We start from the raw sequence: 20,237 nt of genomic DNA on the forward strand, positions 1-20,237 counted from the left end.
CTCCCAGCGTCCCAACCTCCTAGCGTCCTAGCGGAAGTTACATGGAAGGAGACGGCCATGGCGAGCGGGATCCGGGACAAGGTGGCGATCGTGGGGATGGGGTGCACGCGGTTCGGCGAGCGGTGGGACGCGGACGCCGCGGACCTGATCGTGGAGGCGTTCCAGGAGGCCTTGGAGGACGCCGGCATCGGGCCCGAGGAGGTCCAGGCCGCGTGGCTCGGGACCTGCTTCGAGGAGGTCCACCTGGGCAAGAGCGGCATCCCCTTGGCCCAGGCCCTGAAGCTGCCCGGCATCCCCGTGACCCGGGTCGAGAACTTCTGCGCCACCGGCACCGAGGCGTTCCGGGGCGCGTGCTACGCCGTGGCCTCGGGCGCCTGCGACATCGCCCTGGCCCTGGGGGTGGAGAAGCTCAAGGACACCGGGTACGGGGGGCTCCCGGGGTTCGACACCGCCATGGGCACCCTGAACCGGTTCATCCTGCCCGCGTTCACGGCACCGGGGGGGTTCGCCCTGATGGCCACCCGCTACTTTGCCGAGCACGGCATCTCGCCCGAGGAGGGCAAGATGGCGCTCGCCCGCATCTCGGTCAAGAGCCACCGGGCCGGGGCCATGAACCCCAAGGCCCACCTGCGCACCGAGATCACCCCGGAGCAGGTGCTCCAGGCGCCGATCGTGGCCTGGCCCCTGGGCCTGTTCGACTGCTGCGGCGTGAGCGACGGGGCGGCCGCCGCCATCGTGACAACCCCCGAGATCGCCCGGTCGCTCCGGCCGGACCCCGTGCTGGTGAAAGCGCTCCAAATCGCGGCCACGTCGGGCGAGGAGCTCTACACCACCAACTGGGACGGCACCCACCTGCCCACCACGGCCCGGGCGGCGGCCCGCGCCTACGAGGAGGCCGGGGTGCGCAGCCCCCGGGACGAGATCGGGGTCCTCGAGCTCCACGACTGCTTCTCGATCACCGAGCTCGTCACCTACGAGGACCTGGGCATCTCTCCCCGGGGCCGGGCCATCCGGGACGTGAACGACGGGCTGTTCGAGCTGGAGGGGGCGATCCCGTGCCAGCCCGACGGGGGCCTGAAGTGCTTCGGCCACCCCATCGGCGCCTCCGGGATCCGGATGATCTACGAGGTGTACAAGCAGCTCCAGCACAGGGCCGGCCCCCGGCAGGTGAAGGACCCGAAGCTGGGGCTCACCCACAACCTGGGGGGCATCCCCCTGTTCAGCGTGTGCAGCATCGGGATCTTCGGGCTGTGAGCAAACCACCCGTCACTGATCACCCGTCACGCGTCACCGCTTTTCGAGCCTCCCCGCCGTGCGACCGACGAACCTTCTCCCGGGCGGCCCGGGGGGCTCCCAACCCTTTTGGAGACAGGAGGTGGCCATGATCCTCGCATCCCAGGGGCAGATCCGCAGGTACACCGAGCTGGGCTGTTGGGGGGAGCGCACCCTCCTGGACGACTTTCGGGACCACGTCCGCCACACCCCCGAACGCACCGCCGTGGTGGACCCGCCGAACAAGGAGCAGCTCATGGGGCTGGCCCCGGAGCGGGTCTCCTACAAGGCCCTCCACCGGGCGGTGGAAGGGGTGGCCACGGCCCTACGGGCCGCGGGCCTGGAGAAGGACGACGTGGTCCTGGCCCAGATCCCGAACAGCTGGGAGCTGGCCATGCTCTACCTCGCGGTGGCGCGGGCCGGCGGGGTGCTCTCGCCCGTGCCCGTGCAGTGGCGCTCGCGGGAGCTCGCCTACGTGGCCCGGCTGACCCGGGCCAGGGCGTTCGTGACGGTGGAGTCGCACCGGGGGTTCGATCACCTGGCCCAGGCCAGGGCCCTGGCGGAGCAAGTGCCCTCCCTCCGGCAGGTGCTCTCCGTGGCCGAGATCCGGCGCATGGCCCGGGAGACCCCGGATCCGGGGCTCGACCGGATCCGGGTGGACGCCAACGACGTCTTCACGATCTGCTGGACCTCGGGGACCGAGGCCCAACCCAAGGGCTGCCCCCTCAGCCACAACAACTGGAGGTGCCAGGCCTCCCTGGCCGCATCGGCCGGCCTGCGGCCGGGGGACGTCCTGCTCACCGCCGGGCCGCTGGTGAACATGGGGGCCCTGGGCACGGTGTACGCCCCCTGGCTGGTCCTGGGGGGGACCATGGTTCTCCACCACCCGTTCGACCCGGCCCTGCTGCTTCGGCAGATGGTGGAGGAGAAGATCCACTACACGCTCCTGGTGCCGGCGGTGGTGAACCTGATCCTCAAGCACCCCGCGGCAGACTCCTTCGACCTCGGGGGGATCCGCAGCATCACGGTGGGCTCGGCCCCCCCGTCCCTGTGGGCCATGCGCGAGTTCAAGCGCCGATGGGACATCGACATCGGCAACATCTGGGGCCAGAACGAGGGAACCGGCCTCGTGTCCACCTCCGGAGACGTCCCCGACATGGAGGTCCGGGTCGACCACTTTCCGCGCTACGGCGTCAAGGGCCGCACGTGGGCCTCGCCCGTCACCCGGTTCGTGGAGACCCGGGTGGTGGACGAGCAGGACCGGGAACTCGTCCAGGACGGGGCGGTGGGCGAACTCCTGTACCGCGGCCCCAACGTGATGCCGGGTTACTTCAACCGGCCCGACCTGAACGAGCAGGCCTTCGACGAGGAGGGGTTCTTCCGCACCGGCGACCTGTTCCGGATCCGGGGGGAGCACTACCTGAGCTTCGTGGACCGGAAGAAGGACATCATCATCCGGGGCGGGATGAACATCAGCGCCCAGGAGGTGGAGAACCTGATCCTCGCCCACCCCGACGTGCAGGACGCGGCCGTGGTGGGCATGCCCGACCAGGACCTGGGCGAGCGCTGCTGCGCCTACGTGGTGCCCCGGGCCGGCGCGCGGATCCGCCTGGAGGACCTGACCTCGTTCATGCGGGATCAGGGCGTGGCCGTGTACAAGCTGCCCGAGCGGCTCGAGCTCGTGGATCAGATCCCCCGGAACCCGGTGGGCAAGGTGCTGAAGGCAAGGCTCCGGGAGGACATCCGCGCGAAGCTGGCGCAGAGTGTGGAGGGGAACCGGGCAGACCCGAGAGAGGAAAACTCCGACACCAAGGAGACGTGACGTCATCCGTCACCGATCACCCGTCACCCATTACTGATTCTCCAGGAGTAAAGCCCATGGAAAGGATGCTCGAAGGGAAGGTCAGCGTGATCACCGGTGCCGGCCGCGGGATCGGCCGCAGCGCCGCGCTTCTGTTTGCCTCGGAGGGGGCCCGGGTGGTGGTGAGCGACCTGGACGAGGGCCCGGCCCGCGAGGTGGTGGACGAGATCCGTGCCCGGGGCGGCGAGGCCGTGGCCGTGGTGGGGGACGTGACCGCCGAGGGGTTTGCCGAGAGGCTGGTGCAAACCGCGGTGGAGAGCTTCGGCCCTTCCATCGACGTGCTGGTGAACAATGCCGGGTACACCTGGGACGGGGTGGTCCACAAGATGACCGACGAGCAGTGGGAGGCCATGTGGAGGGTTCACTGCACCGCCCCGTTTCGCATCGTGCGGGCCGCCGCCCCCTACATCCGGGACGCGGCCAAGCGGGACATGGAGCAGGGCCGGCGGGTCCACCGGAAGATCATCAACGTGAGCTCGGTGGCCGGCACCGACGGAAATCCGGGCCAGATCAACTACTCCACGGCCAAGGCCGGGATCTTGGGGTTCACCCGGACCCTGGCCCGGGAGTGGGGCCGGTTCAACGTGAACGTGAACGCCGTGGCCTACGGCTGGATCGAGACCCGGCTCACCCGGGCCAAGGATGAGGACACCGTGATCGAGGCCGGGGGCACCCGCATCCCGGTGGGGGTGCCCCGCCAGCAGCTCGAGGTGTTCCGGGCCCTGATTCCCCTGGGCCGGCCCGGCACCCCGGAGGAGGCCGCGCGGGTCATGCTGTTCCTGGCCTCTCCCCTGTCGGACTACGTGTCGGGTCAGGTGATCAAGGTCACCGGCGGCTGGTGAAGCCGGGAAGCCTCTCCGGCCCCTGCGGGGCCGTCTAGAGACTAGAGACTGGAAACTAGAGACTAGGAAAAGAGGTTTTCAGCCTCCAAGCCTCCCAGCCTTCCAGCGGGCCGAAGGCCCAAAATACCGGCAAGGAGAGCGTGATGATCCATCTGGACGCCGTGGGGGAGGTGCTCGGGCCCTTCGTGCACCGCTACTCCTGGCGCGACGTGGTCCTCTATCACCTCGGCATCGGGGCCCGGGCCTCCGATCTGGAGTATGTGTACGAGGGGGTGGCGGGGGGGCTCCGGGTGTGCCCGTCCTTTGCCGTGGTTCCGGTCCTGGCCCCCTACATGGCCGTGCTCCGGCGGCTTCGGGTGCCCGTGGCGAGCATCCTCCACGGGGAGCAGACGATCCGGCTCCACGGCCCCCTCCCGCCCGAGGGGGAGTTCCACACCACGGCCCGGGCGTCCGCCGTGTACGACAAGGGCAAGGCGGCGCTGCTGATCGCGGAGAGCCGCACCACCGACGCGTCGGGCGCCCTCCTGTTCGAGACCCGGGCCGCCGTGCTGTGCCGGGGCATGGGGGGATGGGGCGGGGACCCCGGGCCCCGACCGGAGCCTCGGACCGTCCCCGGCGACCGCCCCCCGGACTTCGAGGCGAGCGAGCCAACGGCCGAGAACCAGGCCGCCCTCTACCGCCTCTGCGGGGACACCAACCCCCTGCACATCGACCCGGCCGCGGCCCGGGCCGCCGGGTTTCCCCGGCCGATCCTCCACGGGCTGTGCACCTTCGGGTTCGTCTGCCGGGCCGTGGTGTCCCGGGCCTGCGGGGGAAATCCGACCCGCCTGCGGGAAATGGGGGTGCGATTCGTCGCGCCCGTGTTCCCGGGCCAGACCATCACCACCCGGGGCTGGCGGGTGGGGCCGGGCACCTACCACCTGGGGGTATCCACGGAGTCGGGGGAGGTGCTGAGCAACGCCTACGCCAGGGTGGACGAGGGGTGACCGGATCTCGAAGCACGAGGAGCGAGGGATCATGTACCAGGCAGAGCATCGAATCTTCCGCGAGGCCTTCCGCCGGTTCCTGGACCGGGAGGTGGTTCCCCACATCGACCGGTGGGAGGCGGATGGGATCGTCCCCCGGGAGGCGTGGGCCAAGCTCGGCGCGGCCGGGTTCCTGTGCCCCTGGCTCCCCGAGGAGTACGGGGGCAGCGGGGCCGACTTCCTCTACTCGGTGGTCATCGCCGAGGAGCTGGCCCGGGCCGGCGCGGTGGGGCTCATGGCCCCGCTCCACAGCGACATCGTGGTCCCGTACCTCTACCACCTGGGCACCGAGGAGCAGAGGCGCCGGTGGCTGCCCGGGTGGGCCTCGGGCGAGATCATCACGGCCGTGGCCATGTCCGAGCCCAACGCGGGCTCCGACCTGGCCGCCCTCAAGACCTGGGCTCGCCGGGAGGGGGACGAGTACGTGATCAACGGCAGCAAGATCTTCATCTCCAACGGCATCAACGCCGACCTGGTGGTGGTGGCCTGCCGCACCGACCGGGACGCCCCGCCGTCCCGGGGGATCAGCCTGATCTGTGTGGAGGCCGACGCCCCGGGCTTCAAGCGGGGCCGGAAGCTCGAGAAGATGGGCCTTCGCTCCCAGGACACGGCCGAGCTGGTGTTCGACGAGTGCCGGGTGCCGGCGGGGAACCTGCTGGGCCAGGAGAACCGGGGGTTCCATCACATGATGGCCCACCTCCAGCAGGAGCGGCTCGTGTGCGCCGTGATGGCCCAGGCCATGGCCGAGGCCATGCTCGACATGACCGTGGCCTACGCCACCGAGCGCAAGGCCTTCGGCCGGCCCGTCGCGGCGTTCCAGCACAACGCGTTCAAGATCGTGGACATGGCCACCGAGATCAAGATGGGCCGGGCGTTCCTGGACCAGCTCGTCCGCCGGCACCTGGCCGGGGACGACATCGTGACCGACGTGTCCATGGCCAAGGCGTGGATCGCGGAGATGGCCAACCGGGTGGCGTACCACTGCGTGCAGCTCCACGGCGGGTACGGGTACATGGAGGAGTACCCGATCTGCCGGTTCTACCGCGACGTGCGGCCCTTTGCGATCTTCGCGGGCACCACCGAGATCATGAAGCTCATCGTGGCCCGAAACATGGGGCTCCTGGGTTGACTCGGCCGGCCCGTCGCCCGTACCGTTCCGCCGGGCCCGGCACGGGCCGGGGATGCAGAGCGTGAAGGCAGGAGAGATCCCATGGGAACGGGCAGCACGGCCGGGGACACCTTTGGTCAGATCCTGGAGGCGGCCAAGGAGCTCTTCTACGAGAAGGGCTACGAGAACGCGACCACCCGCGAGATCACGGATCGGGCCGGCATCACCAAGGCCGCCATGTACTACCACTTCAGGAACAAGCAGGAGATCCTGTACACCATCTGCCTCCAGGCGGCGGACGAGCTCATCGGGAACATGCGCGAGGCCATCGCGGCGAGCCGGCAGGAGCCGGGCGGAGACCTGCGCGGGCAGATGCGGCGGATCCTGCTGAGCTACGCCAACACCTACCTGAAGAACAAGATCTTCAACAAGATCCTGCTCCACGACATCGAGTACCTGGACGAAGACAAGAAGCGGGTGATCCTGGACAAGGAGAAGGAGAACGTCCGCCAACTCCGGGGCTTCCTGGAGGGCCTGATCGAGCGGGGCGCGCTCCGGCCCGTGAACCCCACCGTGATGACCTTCAGCCTGATCAGCACCCTCCACTGGCTGTTCTTCTGGTACCGGGAGGGCGGCCCCCTGACCCTGGAGCAGGTGATCGACGAGATCGTGGACCTGTTCCTGTTCGGAAGCGCGGCCGCCCGCCCACCGGCGGGGTGAGGTCGGGCCGTCGGAATGGGGCTGCCCCTGCGCACCCAAAGGAGACTTCGTTCATGAGCGGCAAGGTCCGGACCGAGATGCGAGACGGGGTGGCTTTTCTGACCCTCCACCGCCCCGAGGCCCTCAACGCGCTGGATCCCGAGATGGCCCGGGACCTCCGAACGGCCGCCGAGGCCGTGGGGGAGGATGACGCGGTGCGCTGCGTGGTGCTCCAGGGGGCGGGGGAGCACTTCATGGCGGGGGGCGACGTCGGCTTCTTCCGGCGGCAGATCGAGACCGCCGGATCGGAGGCGGCCGTGATCCCCCGCGAGGTGTTTCGCGACGCCCACGGCGCGATCCTGGCCCTGCGGCGGATGCCCAAGCCGGTGATCGCCAGCGTGCGGGGGGCCGCGGCCGGCTACGGGGTGAGCCTGGTGGCCGCGTGCGACCTGGCCCTCGCGGCCGAGGGCAGCGTGTTCACCCTGGCCTACTGCCACATTGGGGCGAGCCCCGACGGAGGGGCCACCTACTTCCTTCCCCGCACCGTGGGGTTCAAGCGCACCATGGAGATGATGCTCCTCGGCGGCCGCTACGATGCGCACGCTGCCCTTGCCATGGGCCTGGTCAACCGGGTCGTGCCCGGGGAGGACCTGGAGCGGGAGACCGCCGCCCTGGCCGCCCGGCTCGCATCGGGGCCGTCCGAGGCCTATGCCCGGGGCAAGGCCCTGGTGAACGCCTCGTTCCGGCACACCCTGGAGGAGCAGCTGGACGCGGAGGAGGAGGCGTTCCTGGCGTGCGCCGCCACCCCGGACTTTGCCGAGGGCGTCCGGGCCTTCTGCGAGAAACGCCCCGCGCGATTCCGCGGCTGAGACCAAGTTGCATCCAAAGCTATCGGCCCCCTGCTCAGAGGGGCAAGGGACCTGCCGGAGAGCCGGGCGCGGCCCCTTGGCTCGCCGCGCAGCGCCTCCGGCGTCTGGACTGCGAAAGGGTGCGGATTCCAACGGGTTGCCATGAAGCCAGCTCCCCCGCCCCGTGCCTGCGCGGCGAATCTCAATGCCTGGCTTCGCGCCCGGCCGGAGGCAGGTCCCTTGCCCCGCCCCCGGATACGTATCCGATGGATGGCAACTTGGTATGAGACCACGAGGGGAGGGCGTGTACCGTCAGCCCTTTTCCGAATCGAGCCCCGCCAACGCCAAGGCCTCCCCCCGGCCGAGCCCCACCCTCTCGCCGGCCTCGAGGATCTCCTCCCAGGTAACGGCATCCACCGGAATTCCATGCCTCTGCCGCTCGGCCGCGGCCAGGCGCTCGGGCTCCCCGGCCACGAGCACCGGCTCGGCCGGCTGGGCCGGAGGCGACGCCTTGGCGTATGCCACCATGGCGTCGATCTCGGCCTGCATCCACTCCGGGTCGCCGAACCGCCCCGGGTCGATCAGAACGCTGAACAGGTTGTTTACGATCGCCCCCTTCCGGGGGATGGCCGGCTGGATCGTGCCGCCCCCCGAGAGCACCCCGGCCAGGAGCTCGGCGACCAGGGCGAGCCCATAGCCCTTGTGCTCCCCCACGGGGAGGAGCGCCCCTCGACGATCCTGCCGGAACATCACCTTCGGATCCTGGGTGGGCCGGCCTTCCTCGTCGACCAGGTGCCCCTCGGGCACGAGCTCCCCCTTGTTCATGAGCAGCCGCACCTTGCCCAGCGCGATGCGGCTCGTGGCCATGTCGAGGAGGATCGGGCCCTCCCGGCCCGGCCGGGGGATCGTCACGCACACCGGGTTCGTGCCGAACCGGGCGTCGCCTCCCCGGAACGGAGCCATCAGGGGCGGATGGTCCTGCACGTTGACCCAGTGGAGCGAGACCAGCCCGCCCTCGGCCGCCTGCTCCCCATAGGTGCCGACCCGTCCCACGTGGTGGGCGTGCCGAAGGGTCACCACCGACACCCCGAGGGCGCGGCAGCGCTCGATCCCGGCGGCGATGGCCTCCCGGGCCACCCGCTGACCGTAGCCGCGCCCCCCCTCGAACCGCAGGATCGGCCCTTCGTCCGCCAGCAGCCGGGCCGGGGTGTTGGGGTGAAGCAGCCCCTCCCCCACGAACCTCACGTAGTAGGGGATCATCCCCACCCCGTGGCTGTCGTGCCCGGCCAGGTTGGCCCGGACCAGATGCTCGGCCACCACCCGGGCCTCGTCGGGCTCGCTTCCCGCCCGGCACAGAACGGCCTCCGCCAGCCGCTGGAGGGCACCGAACGGTATGCGAATCTCACGGTTACCGGACACGATCATCCTCCTCCTGCCCCAGGTTCCCGGCCCCGGCCCCACATAGAAACGTGGGTGCGGGCAGCTACCGAGGGGCGCGGCTCGGCTACTGGTACGACATCCTGTCCTGGATTCCTTCCCTGGATGCCGGGTCAAAGATTCCCTTCTCCTTGGCCTCCTCAATCCACTGCTGCCGCAACCCCTTGAGAAACCTCTTCTTTTCCTCGACCAGCTTCCCGTAGGGAAGCCCGATCAACGCCTGGGCCTTCTCCTTGGTCGAGAAGTCGGGCGCCTCGTAGTCACCAGCCCCATACTTGGCGAGAATCGCCCGCAGCTTCACCCGCGCCTCCTGGGCCTTGGCGATGGCGCTGCCCAGGACCCGGAGCACCTCCTCCGGGGCGTGGAAGAACGCCCCGTGGGCGGCCACGGCGTAGTCCCAACGCCACTGCCCGTGACGGATGTCCTGCAGCGCCGGCCGCATCTCCTCCTCGGTGGCCCCCAGATCCCAGGCCTTGGCCGCCTCCAGGTGAGCCCGGGCGAGGATGTCCATGGCGAGGCGGGACAGCTCGTCCCTGCGCTCCCTCTTCCTCTCGACGACCGCCCTGAGCTCCTCCGGGTCCGAGTCGTGGCAGTTCAAACAGGTGTCTTCCATGGCGTCGAGGGGATTGCCGATCTGGTGGGAAGTGAAGCTGGCACCTCCCTCGCTCTTCACGGGCATGTGGCAATCGGCGCACGTGACCCCGTTCCGGCCGTGGGTCCCGGTCACGAAGGTCTCGTAGCCCGGGTGCTGGGCCTTGAGCATCGGGGCCCTGCTGAGCTTGTGGGTCCAGTCGACGAATCCGCGCTCGTCGTAGTACGCCTCCATCGCCTCGGCCGACAGGCCCTTGTCCCACGGGAACGTCACCACCCCGGCGATCTTGTCCTCGCCGCTGGCGTCCTTCCACGGCGTTTTCTTGAAGTAGTACTCGGAGTGGCACTGGGCGCAGACCAGGGAGCGCATCTCCTCCTTGCCCGCGTCCGCGAACCTGAGGCTGCCCTCGGCATCCAGGGCCCGTTTCAGGTAGTCGCGGGTCACGGTCAAGGCCATGGTCTGGCTGTCGTGACAGTCCGCACACCCGATCGGGTTGGCGATCTCGCCGCCGTGGCGCGCCCACTTGCCGGTGAAAAAGTCCTTCTCTCCGATCTTCGCGATCAGCCGCGGCACGTCGGGGGACTTGCAGGTCCAGCACGCGGTGGGCATGGGGCCGGAGTTGCCGTCCACCGGCGCGCCGGTGCGCAGGGTGTTGATGTTGTCTTCCAACGCGTAGGCGTGTCCCCTGGGGGCGTTGTAGTCCTTGGAAAAGCCGTACCCGGCCCACAACACCACCAGCGCCGGCTCCTTCTTCAACATGTCGGTGATACGGTCGCTCTTCCGGGTGCCCAGGAAGGTCGCGTACTGCCGGGGGTAGTACTTGCCCCACACAGAGCTACGCGGCTCGAATCTCCCGATCTGCGGCGCCGGCTCTTTCCCTTCCTGGGCGGCATCGCCCTCCCCCACCACGAACCCGAGCAGGACCAGGGGAACCCCTAGGGCGGCGGTGCCCAAACACAACAGCGTGAGGCGCTTCATCGGATCCTCTCCTTCCCGAGAAAAAGGAAACTCGCCGAAGACATCGCAGTCTACCGGCTCGACAGACCAAGACAAGTGCGGGGAGGAGAGTCGACCGGGCCCCTGCCAAGGGGCGTGGCGACATTCGCCCTTCAAACCTCCACGCGAGGGGGAAGCCGATCACGGGCAACTCTCTGCAGACTGGCAGCCAGATCCCGGGAAACCGTGATGAGGTCGCCTGGATTCCGGAGGTGGAAGGTGTTCCTTTTTCAAAACAGGTCGTTCGACAGCGCGGCCTGGCCCGCCCCCTCCCGCCGCGCCCGGTAGGCCCGGGCCAGGTCCAGGAACATCTCCAGGCGAAGGTCCGGGTCCCCGGCGGTCTCGTCCACGTAGAACACCCGGATCGGGATGCCGCCGTGGTCGCGGCGGACCCGGGGGTACACGGCCTCGGAGACCACGCCGTTCATGCACCCGAAGGGGCTCACGTCCATCACCGCGTCCGCCCCGCGCCCCTGGAGGTACACGGCCTTGCCCACGCTCATCACCATCTCCCCCAGGGCCCCCTCCCAGGGCAGGTACGGGGCGGCCAGGTCCAGGATCTCCTCCACGCCGTGGGGCTCGGGCCGGTCGTCCAAGAACCCGGCGAACGCCGCCTCGAGCTCGTGCTCGTCCCGGCGCTGGACCCACTGGGACAGCCGGGCCCCCAGCATCGCCCGGGACAAGGCCCGGCCCCGGCGGCGAAGCTCGTACGCCTCCCACGCGTTCACGTACCACACCCACTCCCCGATCCCGGAGAGCCACGCCTCGGCTCCCAGGGCCTCGAGGCGCCGCACGATGCCGTGGTTGCTGAACACGCTCAGGCGGCAGAAGATCTCCCCCACGACCCCCACCAGCACCCGGTCGGCGGGCGCCACCGGAACCGCCCGGAACCTCCCGGCCGCCCGCCGCAGGCTCTCCACCACCCGCTCCCGCCGCTCGGCCGTGGTGCCCGAGGGGGCCTCCAGGGCCCGGCACAGCTCCTCCAGGGACTCTTCGTAGGCCCGGTCGGCCCGGCCGGCCTCCCCCTCGTAGGGGCGCGTGCGCAGCAGGGCCCGGCGCAGCAGGTCGGCCCCCACCGTGGCCCACCACAGGGTCCGGCGGAGATCCCGGGCGGCGTCGGCCACGTCGCGGTACCCCTCGTCCGAGTTGGGGGAGACCAGGGCCACGTCGCCGTACCCGAGCCGGTCGAGCAGCCGTCGCAGGAACGGAGCGTACTGGCCGAACCGGCACGGCCCCGTGGTGGTGGGCATCATGAACGCGGCCCGGGCCGGGTCGAACCCCGGGCGGTCCATGGCCTCGAAGAGCTCCGCCAGGGTCACCACCTGGGGGTAGCACTCCTCCCCCGAGGTGTGCCGCTTGGCCAGCTCCAGGGCCCGGGCCCCGGCCGGGGGGCACACCCGGGCGTCCACCCCGACCGAGCGCAGGGCCGCGGCGTACGTCCGGCTGGCGCCCTCGCACATCCGCGGGATGAACACCACCCGGTCCCTCACGCGGTCTGCCGACGTGCCCACCATCGCAACACCCCTTTGCTGTCCAGGTACGCCTCGCACCGGGTCAGGAAGCCGGCGTCGTTGCCGTGGCCGTCGAACTGGAGCACCAGGAACGGCTTGCCGGCGGCCTCCTCGCAGAACTGCTTCACGTAGGAGTCGGGACCGCACTTGAAGTTGGTCAGGTACACCAGGTGGAGCCGGTGCCGCCCCGAGGTCAGCCGGGCCGCCTGGAGGATCCGGCGGCCGTAGTGCCAGTACAGGTTCGGGTTCAGGTCCCGGATGCCCACCCGCTCCACCGGGAGCACGTCGAAGGGCAGCACGTTGGCCCCGTAGAAGCGCCGGAGCTTCTGGGGGATGTGGAGGTTGAGCCCGGGGTCGTACAGGTTGTAGGGCCTTCCCACGATCACCACCCCCGCCTCCCCGGTGCGCTCCAGGGTGGCCAGGGCCTCGCTGCCGGCCCGGGCCATGGCCCGCCGGAACCCCTCCCGGGCCGCGTAGGCCGCCCGCACGGCCCGGCGGTGGCGCGCCCGGGAGCCCCCGAAGCGCCGGAAGGTGCCCCACAGGGCCCGCTCCACCGCGGCCGGGCCCTCGCCGAACCGCACCAGGGGGGCGAGCACCCGGGCCCCCGCCCCCTCCACCTCCGGGCTCGCCCGGATCACGAAGGGCGCGGTCTGGCCCCACGGGCACAGGTAGGAGGGGATGCCCCCCTCCCCCTCGGCAGGCTCGGCATCGATCACGTTGGGCAAGAGCACCGCGTCCACGCCCCGGTCCAGTAGGTCCAGCACGTGGCCGTGGGCCACCTGCACCGGGAAGCACGGCTCGGCCACGGCCGCCTCGGCCCCCCGGTCGGCCAGGGCCGGGGTGGTGGGGCCCGAGAGCCGCACCTCCAGGCCCAGGGCCTGGAGGTACGCCCGCCAGAACGGGAGCTGGTCGACGAAGTACAGGCACCTGGGGATCCCCACCGCCGGGCCCCGGGCGGGCTCCCGGAGGGCCTGCCGGAGCCGCGGGTCCTCCACCAGCTCCGCCGGGTCGACCGCCAACAGGGACTCCCGAAGGGCGAACAGGTCGGGGATGACGGGCTCCCGCGTGCCCTCGGCCGGCCGGCGGTACCGCTCGCCGCACCGGTCGCCCCAGTAGCTCCGGCGGTTCCCCACCCGGTACTCCTGCACGTCGCAGCGGTTCGAGCACCCCTGGCACGTGAACACCCGCACCGGCCGGGCCTCGTCCCCCAGGCGGAAGCCCCGGAACCGGCTCGGGCTCCCCAGGGTCCGGCGCCGCTCCCGGGCGAGCAGGGCGGCGCCGTAGGCCCCCAGCACCCCGTTGTGGGGGGGCACCACGACGGTCTTGCCGAGCACCTTGGAGAAGGCCGCCGCCACGGCGTCGTTGTACGCGGTGCCGCCCTGGAAGAAGATCACGTCCCCGATGCTCCGGCCCTTCACGACCCGGTTCAGGTAGTTCTGGACCACGGCGTAGGCGAGGCCGGCCACGATGTCCGCCACGCCGGCGCCCCCGGCCTTCAGGCCGGCCACGTCCCGCTCCATGAACACGGTGCACCGCTCCCCCAGGCGCGCCGGCCGCCGCGACGACAGGGCCAGCCGGGCGAACTCCCCCTCGATCCGGACCCCGAGGATCGCGGCCTGCTCCTCCAGGAACGACCCGGTGCCGGCGGCGCACGCCTCGTTCATGGCGAAGTCCACCACCACCCCGTCCGTCAGGCGGATGAACTTGGCGTCCTGCCCCCCGATCTCGAAGATCGTGTCCACCACCGAGCCCAGGTGCCGCCGGGCGATGTCGAAGGCCCCGGTCTTGTGGGCCGTGATCTCGTCCACCACCAGGTCCGCGCCCACGAGCTCGCCCACGAGCTCCCGGCCGGAGCCGGTGGTGGCGCACCCCGCCACCCGGAGCCCGGGGCCCAGGTCGGCCTCGATCCGCCGGAGGCCCTCCCGCACCACCTGGACCGGCCGGCCCCGGGTCCGGAGGTAGATCTCGTGGACCAGGTCCCCGTCGGCGTCGACGCACACCAGGTTGGTGCTCACCGAGCCCACATCGATGCCCACGTAGACCTCTGCCCCTGCCGGCAGGGCCTTGGGCCGGACCCGGTCCCGGAGCACCACCACCCCGGCCATGTCCAGGGGCTCCCACGGCTCCCCGGGCCCGGGCGGCGCCGCCGCCCGCACCGCCACGCCCCCGGCCGGCTCCCGCCCAAGCCCCCCCAGGGCGGCGCCCACCGCCCCCCAGTGGCAGGGATGCTCGGGCACCAGGAGCCCCCCGTCCAGGGAGAACACCCCCCGCACCGCCTCCACCACGGCCCGGTTCAGGGCCACGCCCCCCACCAGGGCCGCAGGTCCCTCCACCGGCCGGGCCTTCACCACGCTCGTGCGGAAGTTCCGGGCGATGGCCTCGCACAGGCCCCGGAGCACCTCGGCCGGGCTCGCCCCTTTTTGCTGGGCGTGGATCATGTCGCTCTTGGCAAACACGGAGCAGCGGCCGGCGATCTTGGCGGCCCGCTCCGCCCGCAGGGCCTCGGGCCCCATCTCGTCCACCCCGAACCCCAGGCGCAGGGCCTGCTGGTCGAGGAACGCCCCGGTGCCCGCGGCGCACTCGCTGTTGGTGTCGTAGTCGAGCAGGGGGACCTCCACGCCCTCCCCCGCCCCGGCGATCCGGAGGTACCGGGCGCTCTCGCCCCCGATCTCGAACACGGTGCGCACCCCCGGCAGCAGAAGCCCGACGGCCCGGGCCAGGGCCCGCAGGTCGTGCTCCCACACCGCGCCGGTCCGCGCGGCCAGGGGGCGGCCCGCGGCGCCGGTGAGTCGCACGGTCCAGCCCTCGGACGCCGGCCCCAGGGCCCGGCGCAGCCTCTCCAGCAACTCCTCGGCCGCACCCACAGGGTCCCCCCCGCCCCTCGTCGGCGCCACGGCGTACAGGCGGTACCCCGGCGGGCCGGTGCCGAACGGGTCCAGCAGCCCCGGGGCCCGAACGTCCGCCTCCGGAAGGACCGAGGGCACCAGCACCACGGCCTTCACCGCCACGGACCCCACGTCGCAGCCCACCGCGAGCCCCTTGCCCTTCCTCCCCATCTGGACCTCCCTCCTTCTCACCGGCCGGCGGATGGGGCCAGCATACCAACAGCGGACGGATAGGAAAGGAGCAGAGAGCAGGCTGGGACGTTGGGAGGTCAGACGCTCGGAAGCCAGGGGGGACCGCCGGCCAGGCTCCGATGGGGTTCGTCAAGTCCTCCCATCGGGCACGGGCGATCGGGGGAGGGGCAGAGGGTTCCGTGCCCACCCGCGGCGCGTACTCTCACGCCCCGCAGCGGACCAAACCGAGGCGCCCCCTGCGAGGGTGTCAGCGGATCGGTTCAAGCCATCGACTCAAAGCGCTTTTTCAACAGATTCCCCCATCCAGCAATGAATTCGTCATGTGCGGCTCTCACGCGGTCAAGATGAACCCCGTGAGCGCGAGGGCCGCCGCGGCGACCAGGCCGCAGAAGACGCCGAACAGCGCCACAGCATAGGTGTCCACCACCGGCCGACCGTTCACGGTCGTCCACGGTGAGGCAAAGGCGTGGGCCACCCGGTCGCCTTTGGTGATCTCGTCGTAGACCGCCTCAGGAACGGTGAACGTCTCGCCCCCGACCCCGATCTCGAACGTGTAGACGTTCCCAGCTCGGCCGAAACTCTGCTTCTCCCACACCTCGCCCGAGAACGAGGGGATCTTGAACAGCCACAGATGGACACATGCCGCGAGAACCAACCCCACCCCCCAGACGGCCAGGACCGCCTTTCCCTTGGCGGCCGGGCCCATGCGCTCCGAGCCCTGAGAACGGGGCTCCGGGCCCGGGCCGCGCCCCTGCCGCCGGGCGACCCATGCGATCGCCCCGCCGAGGGCGAGCAGGATTGCCAGGGTGGCGCCGAAGCTGGGTAAGAACACGTCCAAGAACGTCTGCATGATTCCCCTCGGTCCCGGCGGGTGCTCCGCCCCCCTCAGTGCCAACCCAGATCGGCGAGGAGCAGCCCCACCACGCTGCGCCGGTTGTGGTCGCGAGTGTACCGCTCGGCCGCCTCCCGAGCCGTCTCCTCGCTGGCCCAGGCCCCCACCACGTCGTGGTGCGCCCCCTTGGGATAGGGCTCCCGCAGCACCACGAACAGGTGGTTGGGCCACCGTTCCCGAGGGAGCTCATCAGAAGACGGATACGGAACGGGTGGATCCGGCAGGAGCGGGGAGCGCCGCGGAGCACGTCGCTTGCTGCCCGGCGGAGGGTGGAACGCAATCCGCTTCTCCAGCAGCCAGAGCTGAGTGTAGCCGTAAGGGAAGCACCGCTCCGCCGCTTCCATCCAGCCCTCCGACGGCGGGAACAACCCGGTGAACCGCTGCTCCCGGTTCGTCAGGTAGAGGAACCAGAGAGGGGTGGAGGGCTCGCCCGCGGTGCCGAACGGCGTCCGCCAAGGACGAACCGAGAAGGGGAACTCCTTTTGGTAGATCGGCACGGGAAGGACTCCAAGCGGAGGGGCAGCACGGACCCACGTCTTGCCGGGAAGAGGGCATCCCACCGGTAGCACAGAGCGGGATAGGACTCAACCGCCGAACTGCGAGCGAAGATCCCCGGGTACCAGCCCCCTACCAAGACAAACCGGTCGAATGGCTCAGGCGCGATGGGGACAGGCGGTCGGAGGCTGGGCACGAGGCCCGCCCTCCGGCTGAGAGGGCAGGGCCGGACCGCGACAAGAGGGCTGCCACCGTGGCACGGCTCGGGATCAGGCGGGCTCGGGCGGCCGGACCACCAGCACCGGACATGGCGCTTGCCGGAGGACCCGGTCCGTGACACTGCCCAGGAAGAACCGCGGCACCGCGGGGCGGCTGTGTGACGCCATCACGATCAGGTCCGCCCTCTCCTGCCGCGCCCGAGCCAGGATCGAGGTCACGGGGTCGCCCTTCTCGATCACGGTGGTGGTGGCCACCCCCTCCGCCACAAACCGCTCGTGGGCCCGATTGAGGGTGTTCTCGTGGTGTGCTCGGATCTCCCGCTCGAACTCCTCCGGCACCGACAGCTCGTAGTACAGCCCGAACCGCTCCGGAGCGAAGTCAAACGCCGAGCACAAGACCACCCGGGCGCCGAACGCCTTGGCCAACGGCAGCGCGGCATCCACCGCCAGGCTGCACAGCTTTGATCCGTCCAGGGGGATCAGGATCGTCCGGTAGGCTTTCATGGCAACCCTCCTCTTTCGCATCCGCTGTGGCAGCACCGCCCAAAGCAAGGCGCGCGCTGCCTCACATTCACTCATTTGGATGCGGGAAAAGGAGGGGCGTTACACTCCTCGCAGCCGTCACAGAATACAGGCCTACCGGGACCTCCAGGCAACTTCGGGCCTTCGGCCTGGCGGGCCTCTCCTCGATCACCGTCCCGAGCCGCTCCAGGAACGCCGCTCGCTTCTTCAAAGCGCTCCGAACGGCAGGGCGGTCACGCCGGGCCCCAGAGGGAGCACGACGTCCCCAGGGTGCACCACGTACCCCGGCATCGCCCGGTCCCCAAAGTCCTTTTGGAAGCGCCGGATCGCAGAAGCCATGGCCGGGCGTGGCGTGGCGGACAGCTTCACCTCGATGGGGACGAGATTCTGGCCGGCCTCCACCACGAAATCCACCTCTGAGCCTGCGGCGGTTCGCCAGAAGTACACCTGCGGATCCACGCCGCGGTGTGCGTAGGCCTTCACGAGTTCGCAGAGCACCGCGGTCTCCAGGATGGCTCCCCCCAGGGGGCCGGCAGCCGCGTGGTCCGGGTCCTTCAGACCCGTCAGATAGCAGAGCGTGCCGACGTCTGTGAAATAGACCTTTGGGGTCTTGACGAGCCGCTTTCCTACGTTGGCGAAGTAGGGGCGAAGGACGATGACCTGGTAGGTGGCCTCCAGCACGGACAGCCATGCCTTGACCGTGTTGACGGCCACTCCGAGGTCCCGAGCGATATCGCTCAGGTTCAGGAGTTGGGCGCTTCTGGCGGCAAGCATCCGGAGGAAGTTCTGGAACTGGGTGAGGTCCCCGACCTGCCGAAGCGTCCGGACGTCCCGTTCGAGGTACGTCTGGATGTAGCTCCCGTGCCACAGGCTCACATCCCGCCGGGGGTGAGCCACGAGCTCTGGGTACCCCCCCCGGAGAAATCGCTCCCAAAGCTCGCGGTACGCCAGGGGCTTCCCGGCCGGCGGCGGGGCCCCGGGTTCCCACGGCAGCGGAAGCTGCGGCCTTCCCTCCGCCTCCCGCCTCGAAAGGGGGAGAAGGCGAAGCATCGCGGCACGGCCTGCCAACGACTCGGTCACCCTCTGCATGAGCAGGAGGTTCTGCGAACCGGTCAGCAGGAACTGCCCGGTCTGGTGCCGATCGGCATCGATCTTCTCTTTGATGTAGGGAAGGAGGTCCGGGGCGTACTGGACCTCGTCCAGGATCACGGGAGGCGGATACATCTCGAGGAAAGTCCGCGGATCTTCCTCCGCAGCCGCCCGCACATCGGGCGGCTCAAGGGAGACATATCGGTAACGCCTTCCAAAGAGGCGCTTGAGAAGCGTGGTCTTGCCAGACTGCCGCGGGCCGGTCAGCACTACGGCAGGGAACTCCTCGGCCGCCCTCCGGAGGACGGGCTCCAGCGACCTTGGGATATATGGGCTCATGGCAGGCTTTTTGTCGATATTTTGCATTTTGATTGCAAAATATCACCAGCAAGACTCTCCGGCAACTCCCAAAATCAGATCCAGCAGAGTCGGGGCTCAAGGGCACGCTGCTGCGCAGTTGCCTAGCGCTCCCTCACGCACGCGCTACCGTGTCCCTGCCCAAAACGTCCCGAAGCACCTCCGGCTCCGCCCGGGCCACCCTCCGCCCACGCGCCAAGCACCGGCTCGCGCCCGATCGCCCAAGCCCTAGAATCCTCCCCACCTCCGTAGCCTGCAGCCCCAGCACGTCCACCCCAACGTGGCGCACCAGCCCCCGTGCGTCGCTCACGCTCGAATCCGTGCTCCGCCGCAGCACTCGCTCTAGTTCCAGCCCGTAGCGCACAGCCACCCGCTCCACCACCTCGTCTACTGTCCACGGCGGCCGCAACACGTCCCGTAACTCCTCCCGACGCCACAGTTCCTCCACGAACGCCCCGCTTCCCAGCACCCGCTCGTCGTATGCCTCCCTTTCCTCCCCCGTCCCGGCCGAGGGTCGGGCTTCCCCTTGTGGCTCTTTTGGACTATGTTGTAGCCACACCGAGTATTCGGAGGATGGCACATGCAGGCTTCCGTTCGAACCGTCAAGAACCGCTTGAGTGAGTTCCTCCGCCGGGTGCAGCGGGGCGAGGAAATCATCGTGACCTCCCGCAACCGACCGGTGGCGAAGATCGTGCCCCTGGCACCGGAGGACACCTGCCGGGTCCCGAGCCGGGAGGACGTCATTGAGGAACTCGCAGCCCTTCGGTCTTCCCTCTCAGGATCGCTCACGGGCGAACCCCTGAGCCGGACCGTGCTTGAACTTCGCAAGGTGGAACGGTTTTGAGGCTCTACTTCGACACCAGCGCCGTGGTGCCGCTGTACGTGCCGGAGCCGGCTTCTCCCCGCGCCTCGGAACGACTCCGGGATGCCACGACCCTCTTCGTATCGTGGCTCACCGAGGTGGAATTCCGCTCGGCCCTGGCCCTCAAGACGCAGGCCAAGGCCCTGGAGCCCGATTCGGCGAAGCGAGTACTCAAAACCTTCCAACGCCACATCGACCAAAGGGTCTACGAACTCCTCTCAGTGGATCGGGAGGTCTTTGCTCAAGCGGCCGCGTGGCTCGAGCGGTTCGACACGCCGCTTCGATCCCTCGACGCCCTTCACCTCGCGTGCTGCCAGCAGGCCGAGTGCGTTCTGGTCACCCTCGACGAAGGCCTTTCCCGTGCGGCTCGGCATCTCGGCGTGCCGTGCGATTTCCTCGGGGCAGAGTGAGCCGCTCTAGACACGCGTGGACCGTCCTCGGATTTCATGACGGCCCCGCCGACCTGCTCCGAGAAGGCCTTCGATCCCGGGTGATTCCGAAAGAATAACTGAATAACCGAACAGCGTCGCTCCC

General features: G+C 70.0%; 18 protein-coding genes. 9 read left to right on the forward strand and 9 right to left on the reverse strand.

Features of this window, described 5'->3' with window-relative positions; genetic code table 11:
• Positions 1-57: 57 nt before the first annotated feature.
• From DEFCA_RS0109165 to DEFCA_RS0109195, 7 genes are all read left to right on the forward strand, one after another.
• The gene (locus DEFCA_RS0109165; RefSeq protein WP_025322727.1) at positions 58-1,254 is read left to right on the forward strand and encodes an acetyl-CoA acetyltransferase; all 1,197 of its coding nucleotides are present in this window, start codon (positions 58-60) and stop codon (positions 1,252-1,254) included.
• A gap of 127 nt (positions 1,255-1,381) precedes the next feature.
• Positions 1,382-3,094: an AMP-binding protein gene (locus DEFCA_RS0109170; RefSeq protein ID WP_025322728.1), complete on the forward strand. Its 1,713-nt coding sequence runs from the start codon at positions 1,382-1,384 to the stop codon at positions 3,092-3,094.
• Between the two features lie 56 nt (positions 3,095-3,150).
• Positions 3,151-3,975, forward strand: coding sequence for an SDR family NAD(P)-dependent oxidoreductase (locus DEFCA_RS0109175; protein ID WP_025322729.1), 825 nt, complete (start codon positions 3,151-3,153; stop codon positions 3,973-3,975).
• A gap of 143 nt (positions 3,976-4,118) precedes the next feature.
• The gene (locus DEFCA_RS0109180) at positions 4,119-4,961 is read left to right on the forward strand and encodes a MaoC family dehydratase (RefSeq protein WP_051463219.1); all 843 of its coding nucleotides are present in this window, start codon (positions 4,119-4,121) and stop codon (positions 4,959-4,961) included.
• A gap of 31 nt (positions 4,962-4,992) precedes the next feature.
• A complete protein-coding gene (locus tag DEFCA_RS0109185) occupies positions 4,993-6,129 on the forward strand; it encodes an acyl-CoA dehydrogenase family protein (RefSeq protein ID WP_025322731.1) in 1,137 nt (378 codons plus the stop codon).
• A gap of 81 nt (positions 6,130-6,210) precedes the next feature.
• On the forward strand, positions 6,211-6,828 hold the full coding sequence (locus tag DEFCA_RS0109190; protein WP_025322732.1) for a TetR/AcrR family transcriptional regulator: 618 nt from the start codon (positions 6,211-6,213) through the stop codon (positions 6,826-6,828).
• Between the two features lie 53 nt (positions 6,829-6,881).
• Positions 6,882-7,676, forward strand: a complete 795-nt coding sequence (locus DEFCA_RS0109195) for an enoyl-CoA hydratase/isomerase family protein (RefSeq protein ID WP_025322733.1) — start codon at positions 6,882-6,884, stop codon at positions 7,674-7,676.
• 291 nt (positions 7,677-7,967) lie between these two features.
• On the opposite strand, the gene DEFCA_RS0109200 is transcribed toward DEFCA_RS0109195, so the two are convergent.
• From DEFCA_RS0109200 to DEFCA_RS0109240, 9 genes are all read right to left on the reverse strand, one after another.
• On the reverse strand, positions 7,968-9,074 hold the full coding sequence (locus tag DEFCA_RS0109200; protein ID WP_245693456.1) for a malate/lactate/ureidoglycolate dehydrogenase: 1,107 nt from the start codon (positions 9,072-9,074) through the stop codon (positions 7,968-7,970).
• Positions 9,075-9,159: 85 nt separating this feature from the next.
• On the reverse strand, positions 9,160-10,662 hold the full coding sequence (gene nrfA, locus DEFCA_RS0109205) for an ammonia-forming cytochrome c nitrite reductase (RefSeq protein ID WP_025322735.1): 1,503 nt from the start codon (positions 10,660-10,662) through the stop codon (positions 9,160-9,162).
• A 248-nt stretch (positions 10,663-10,910) separates the two neighbouring features.
• The gene (locus DEFCA_RS24125) at positions 10,911-12,194 is read right to left on the reverse strand and encodes a hypothetical protein (protein WP_025322736.1); all 1,284 of its coding nucleotides are present in this window, start codon (positions 12,192-12,194) and stop codon (positions 10,911-10,913) included.
• Positions 12,167-15,247: an acyl-CoA dehydratase activase gene (locus tag DEFCA_RS19385; RefSeq protein WP_025322737.1), complete on the reverse strand. Its 3,081-nt coding sequence runs from the start codon at positions 15,245-15,247 to the stop codon at positions 12,167-12,169. Before DEFCA_RS19385 ends, DEFCA_RS24125 begins: the two co-directional genes overlap by 28 nt.
• A gap of 352 nt (positions 15,248-15,599) precedes the next feature.
• Positions 15,600-16,118 carry a hypothetical protein gene (locus DEFCA_RS0109220; protein WP_025322738.1) on the reverse strand — a complete coding sequence of 173 codons (519 nt, stop codon included), beginning with the start codon at positions 16,116-16,118 and terminating at the stop codon, positions 15,600-15,602.
• 35 nt (positions 16,119-16,153) lie between these two features.
• Complete coding sequence (locus DEFCA_RS22255; protein ID WP_025322739.1) at positions 16,154-16,657, reverse strand: hypothetical protein; 504 nt, start codon at positions 16,655-16,657, stop codon at positions 16,154-16,156.
• Positions 16,658-16,924: 267 nt separating this feature from the next.
• Positions 16,925-17,377 carry a universal stress protein gene (locus tag DEFCA_RS0109230; RefSeq protein ID WP_051463221.1) on the reverse strand — a complete coding sequence of 151 codons (453 nt, stop codon included), beginning with the start codon at positions 17,375-17,377 and terminating at the stop codon, positions 16,925-16,927.
• A gap of 225 nt (positions 17,378-17,602) precedes the next feature.
• On the reverse strand, positions 17,603-18,850 hold the full coding sequence (locus DEFCA_RS0109235) for an ATP-binding protein (RefSeq protein ID WP_025322741.1): 1,248 nt from the start codon (positions 18,848-18,850) through the stop codon (positions 17,603-17,605).
• 106 nt (positions 18,851-18,956) lie between these two features.
• Positions 18,957-19,310, reverse strand: coding sequence for a hypothetical protein (locus tag DEFCA_RS0109240; RefSeq protein WP_025322742.1), 354 nt, complete (start codon positions 19,308-19,310; stop codon positions 18,957-18,959).
• A 111-nt stretch (positions 19,311-19,421) separates the two neighbouring features.
• On the opposite strand from DEFCA_RS0109240, the gene DEFCA_RS19390 reads away from it, so the two are divergent.
• Positions 19,422-19,685, forward strand: coding sequence for a type II toxin-antitoxin system Phd/YefM family antitoxin (locus DEFCA_RS19390; RefSeq protein WP_025322743.1), 264 nt, complete (start codon positions 19,422-19,424; stop codon positions 19,683-19,685).
• Positions 19,682-20,113 (forward strand): type II toxin-antitoxin system VapC family toxin, encoded by a 432-nt coding sequence (locus tag DEFCA_RS0109250; RefSeq protein ID WP_025322744.1) that lies wholly within the window; start codon positions 19,682-19,684, stop codon positions 20,111-20,113. Before DEFCA_RS19390 ends, DEFCA_RS0109250 begins: the two co-directional genes overlap by 4 nt.
• Positions 20,114-20,237 lie beyond the last annotated feature (124 nt).

It is taken from the genome of Deferrisoma camini S3R1 (assembly GCF_000526155.1).
Lineage (GTDB): Bacteria > Desulfobacterota > Deferrisomatia > Deferrisomatales > Deferrisomataceae > Deferrisoma > Deferrisoma camini.

Bases quoted from the DNA above. Each gene is read 5' to 3' on its own strand.
- DEFCA_RS0109165 (WP_025322727.1), top strand. From the start codon at position 58: ATGGCGAGCGGGATCCGGGACAAGGTGGCGATCGTGGGGATGGGGTGC.
- DEFCA_RS0109170 (WP_025322728.1), top strand. From the start codon at position 1,382: ATGATCCTCGCATCCCAGGGGCAGATCCGCAGGTACACCGAGCTGGGC.
- DEFCA_RS0109175 (WP_025322729.1), top strand. From the start codon at position 3,151: ATGGAAAGGATGCTCGAAGGGAAGGTCAGCGTGATCACCGGTGCCGGC.
- DEFCA_RS0109180 (WP_051463219.1), top strand. From the start codon at position 4,119: ATGATCCATCTGGACGCCGTGGGGGAGGTGCTCGGGCCCTTCGTGCAC.
- DEFCA_RS0109185 (WP_025322731.1), top strand. From the start codon at position 4,993: ATGTACCAGGCAGAGCATCGAATCTTCCGCGAGGCCTTCCGCCGGTTC.
- DEFCA_RS0109190 (WP_025322732.1), top strand. From the start codon at position 6,211: ATGGGAACGGGCAGCACGGCCGGGGACACCTTTGGTCAGATCCTGGAG.
- DEFCA_RS0109195 (WP_025322733.1), top strand. From the start codon at position 6,882: ATGAGCGGCAAGGTCCGGACCGAGATGCGAGACGGGGTGGCTTTTCTG.
- nrfA (WP_025322735.1), bottom strand. From the start codon at position 10,662: ATGAAGCGCCTCACGCTGTTGTGTTTGGGCACCGCCGCCCTAGGGGTT.
- DEFCA_RS24125 (WP_025322736.1), bottom strand. From the start codon at position 12,194: ATGGTGGGCACGTCGGCAGACCGCGTGAGGGACCGGGTGGTGTTCATC.
- DEFCA_RS19385 (WP_025322737.1), bottom strand. From the start codon at position 15,247: ATGGGGAGGAAGGGCAAGGGGCTCGCGGTGGGCTGCGACGTGGGGTCC.
- DEFCA_RS0109220 (WP_025322738.1), bottom strand. From the start codon at position 16,118: ATGCAGACGTTCTTGGACGTGTTCTTACCCAGCTTCGGCGCCACCCTG.
- DEFCA_RS0109230 (WP_051463221.1), bottom strand. From the start codon at position 17,377: ATGAAAGCCTACCGGACGATCCTGATCCCCCTGGACGGATCAAAGCTG.
- DEFCA_RS0109235 (WP_025322741.1), bottom strand. From the start codon at position 18,850: ATGCAAAATATCGACAAAAAGCCTGCCATGAGCCCATATATCCCAAGG.
- DEFCA_RS19390 (WP_025322743.1), top strand. From the start codon at position 19,422: ATGCAGGCTTCCGTTCGAACCGTCAAGAACCGCTTGAGTGAGTTCCTC.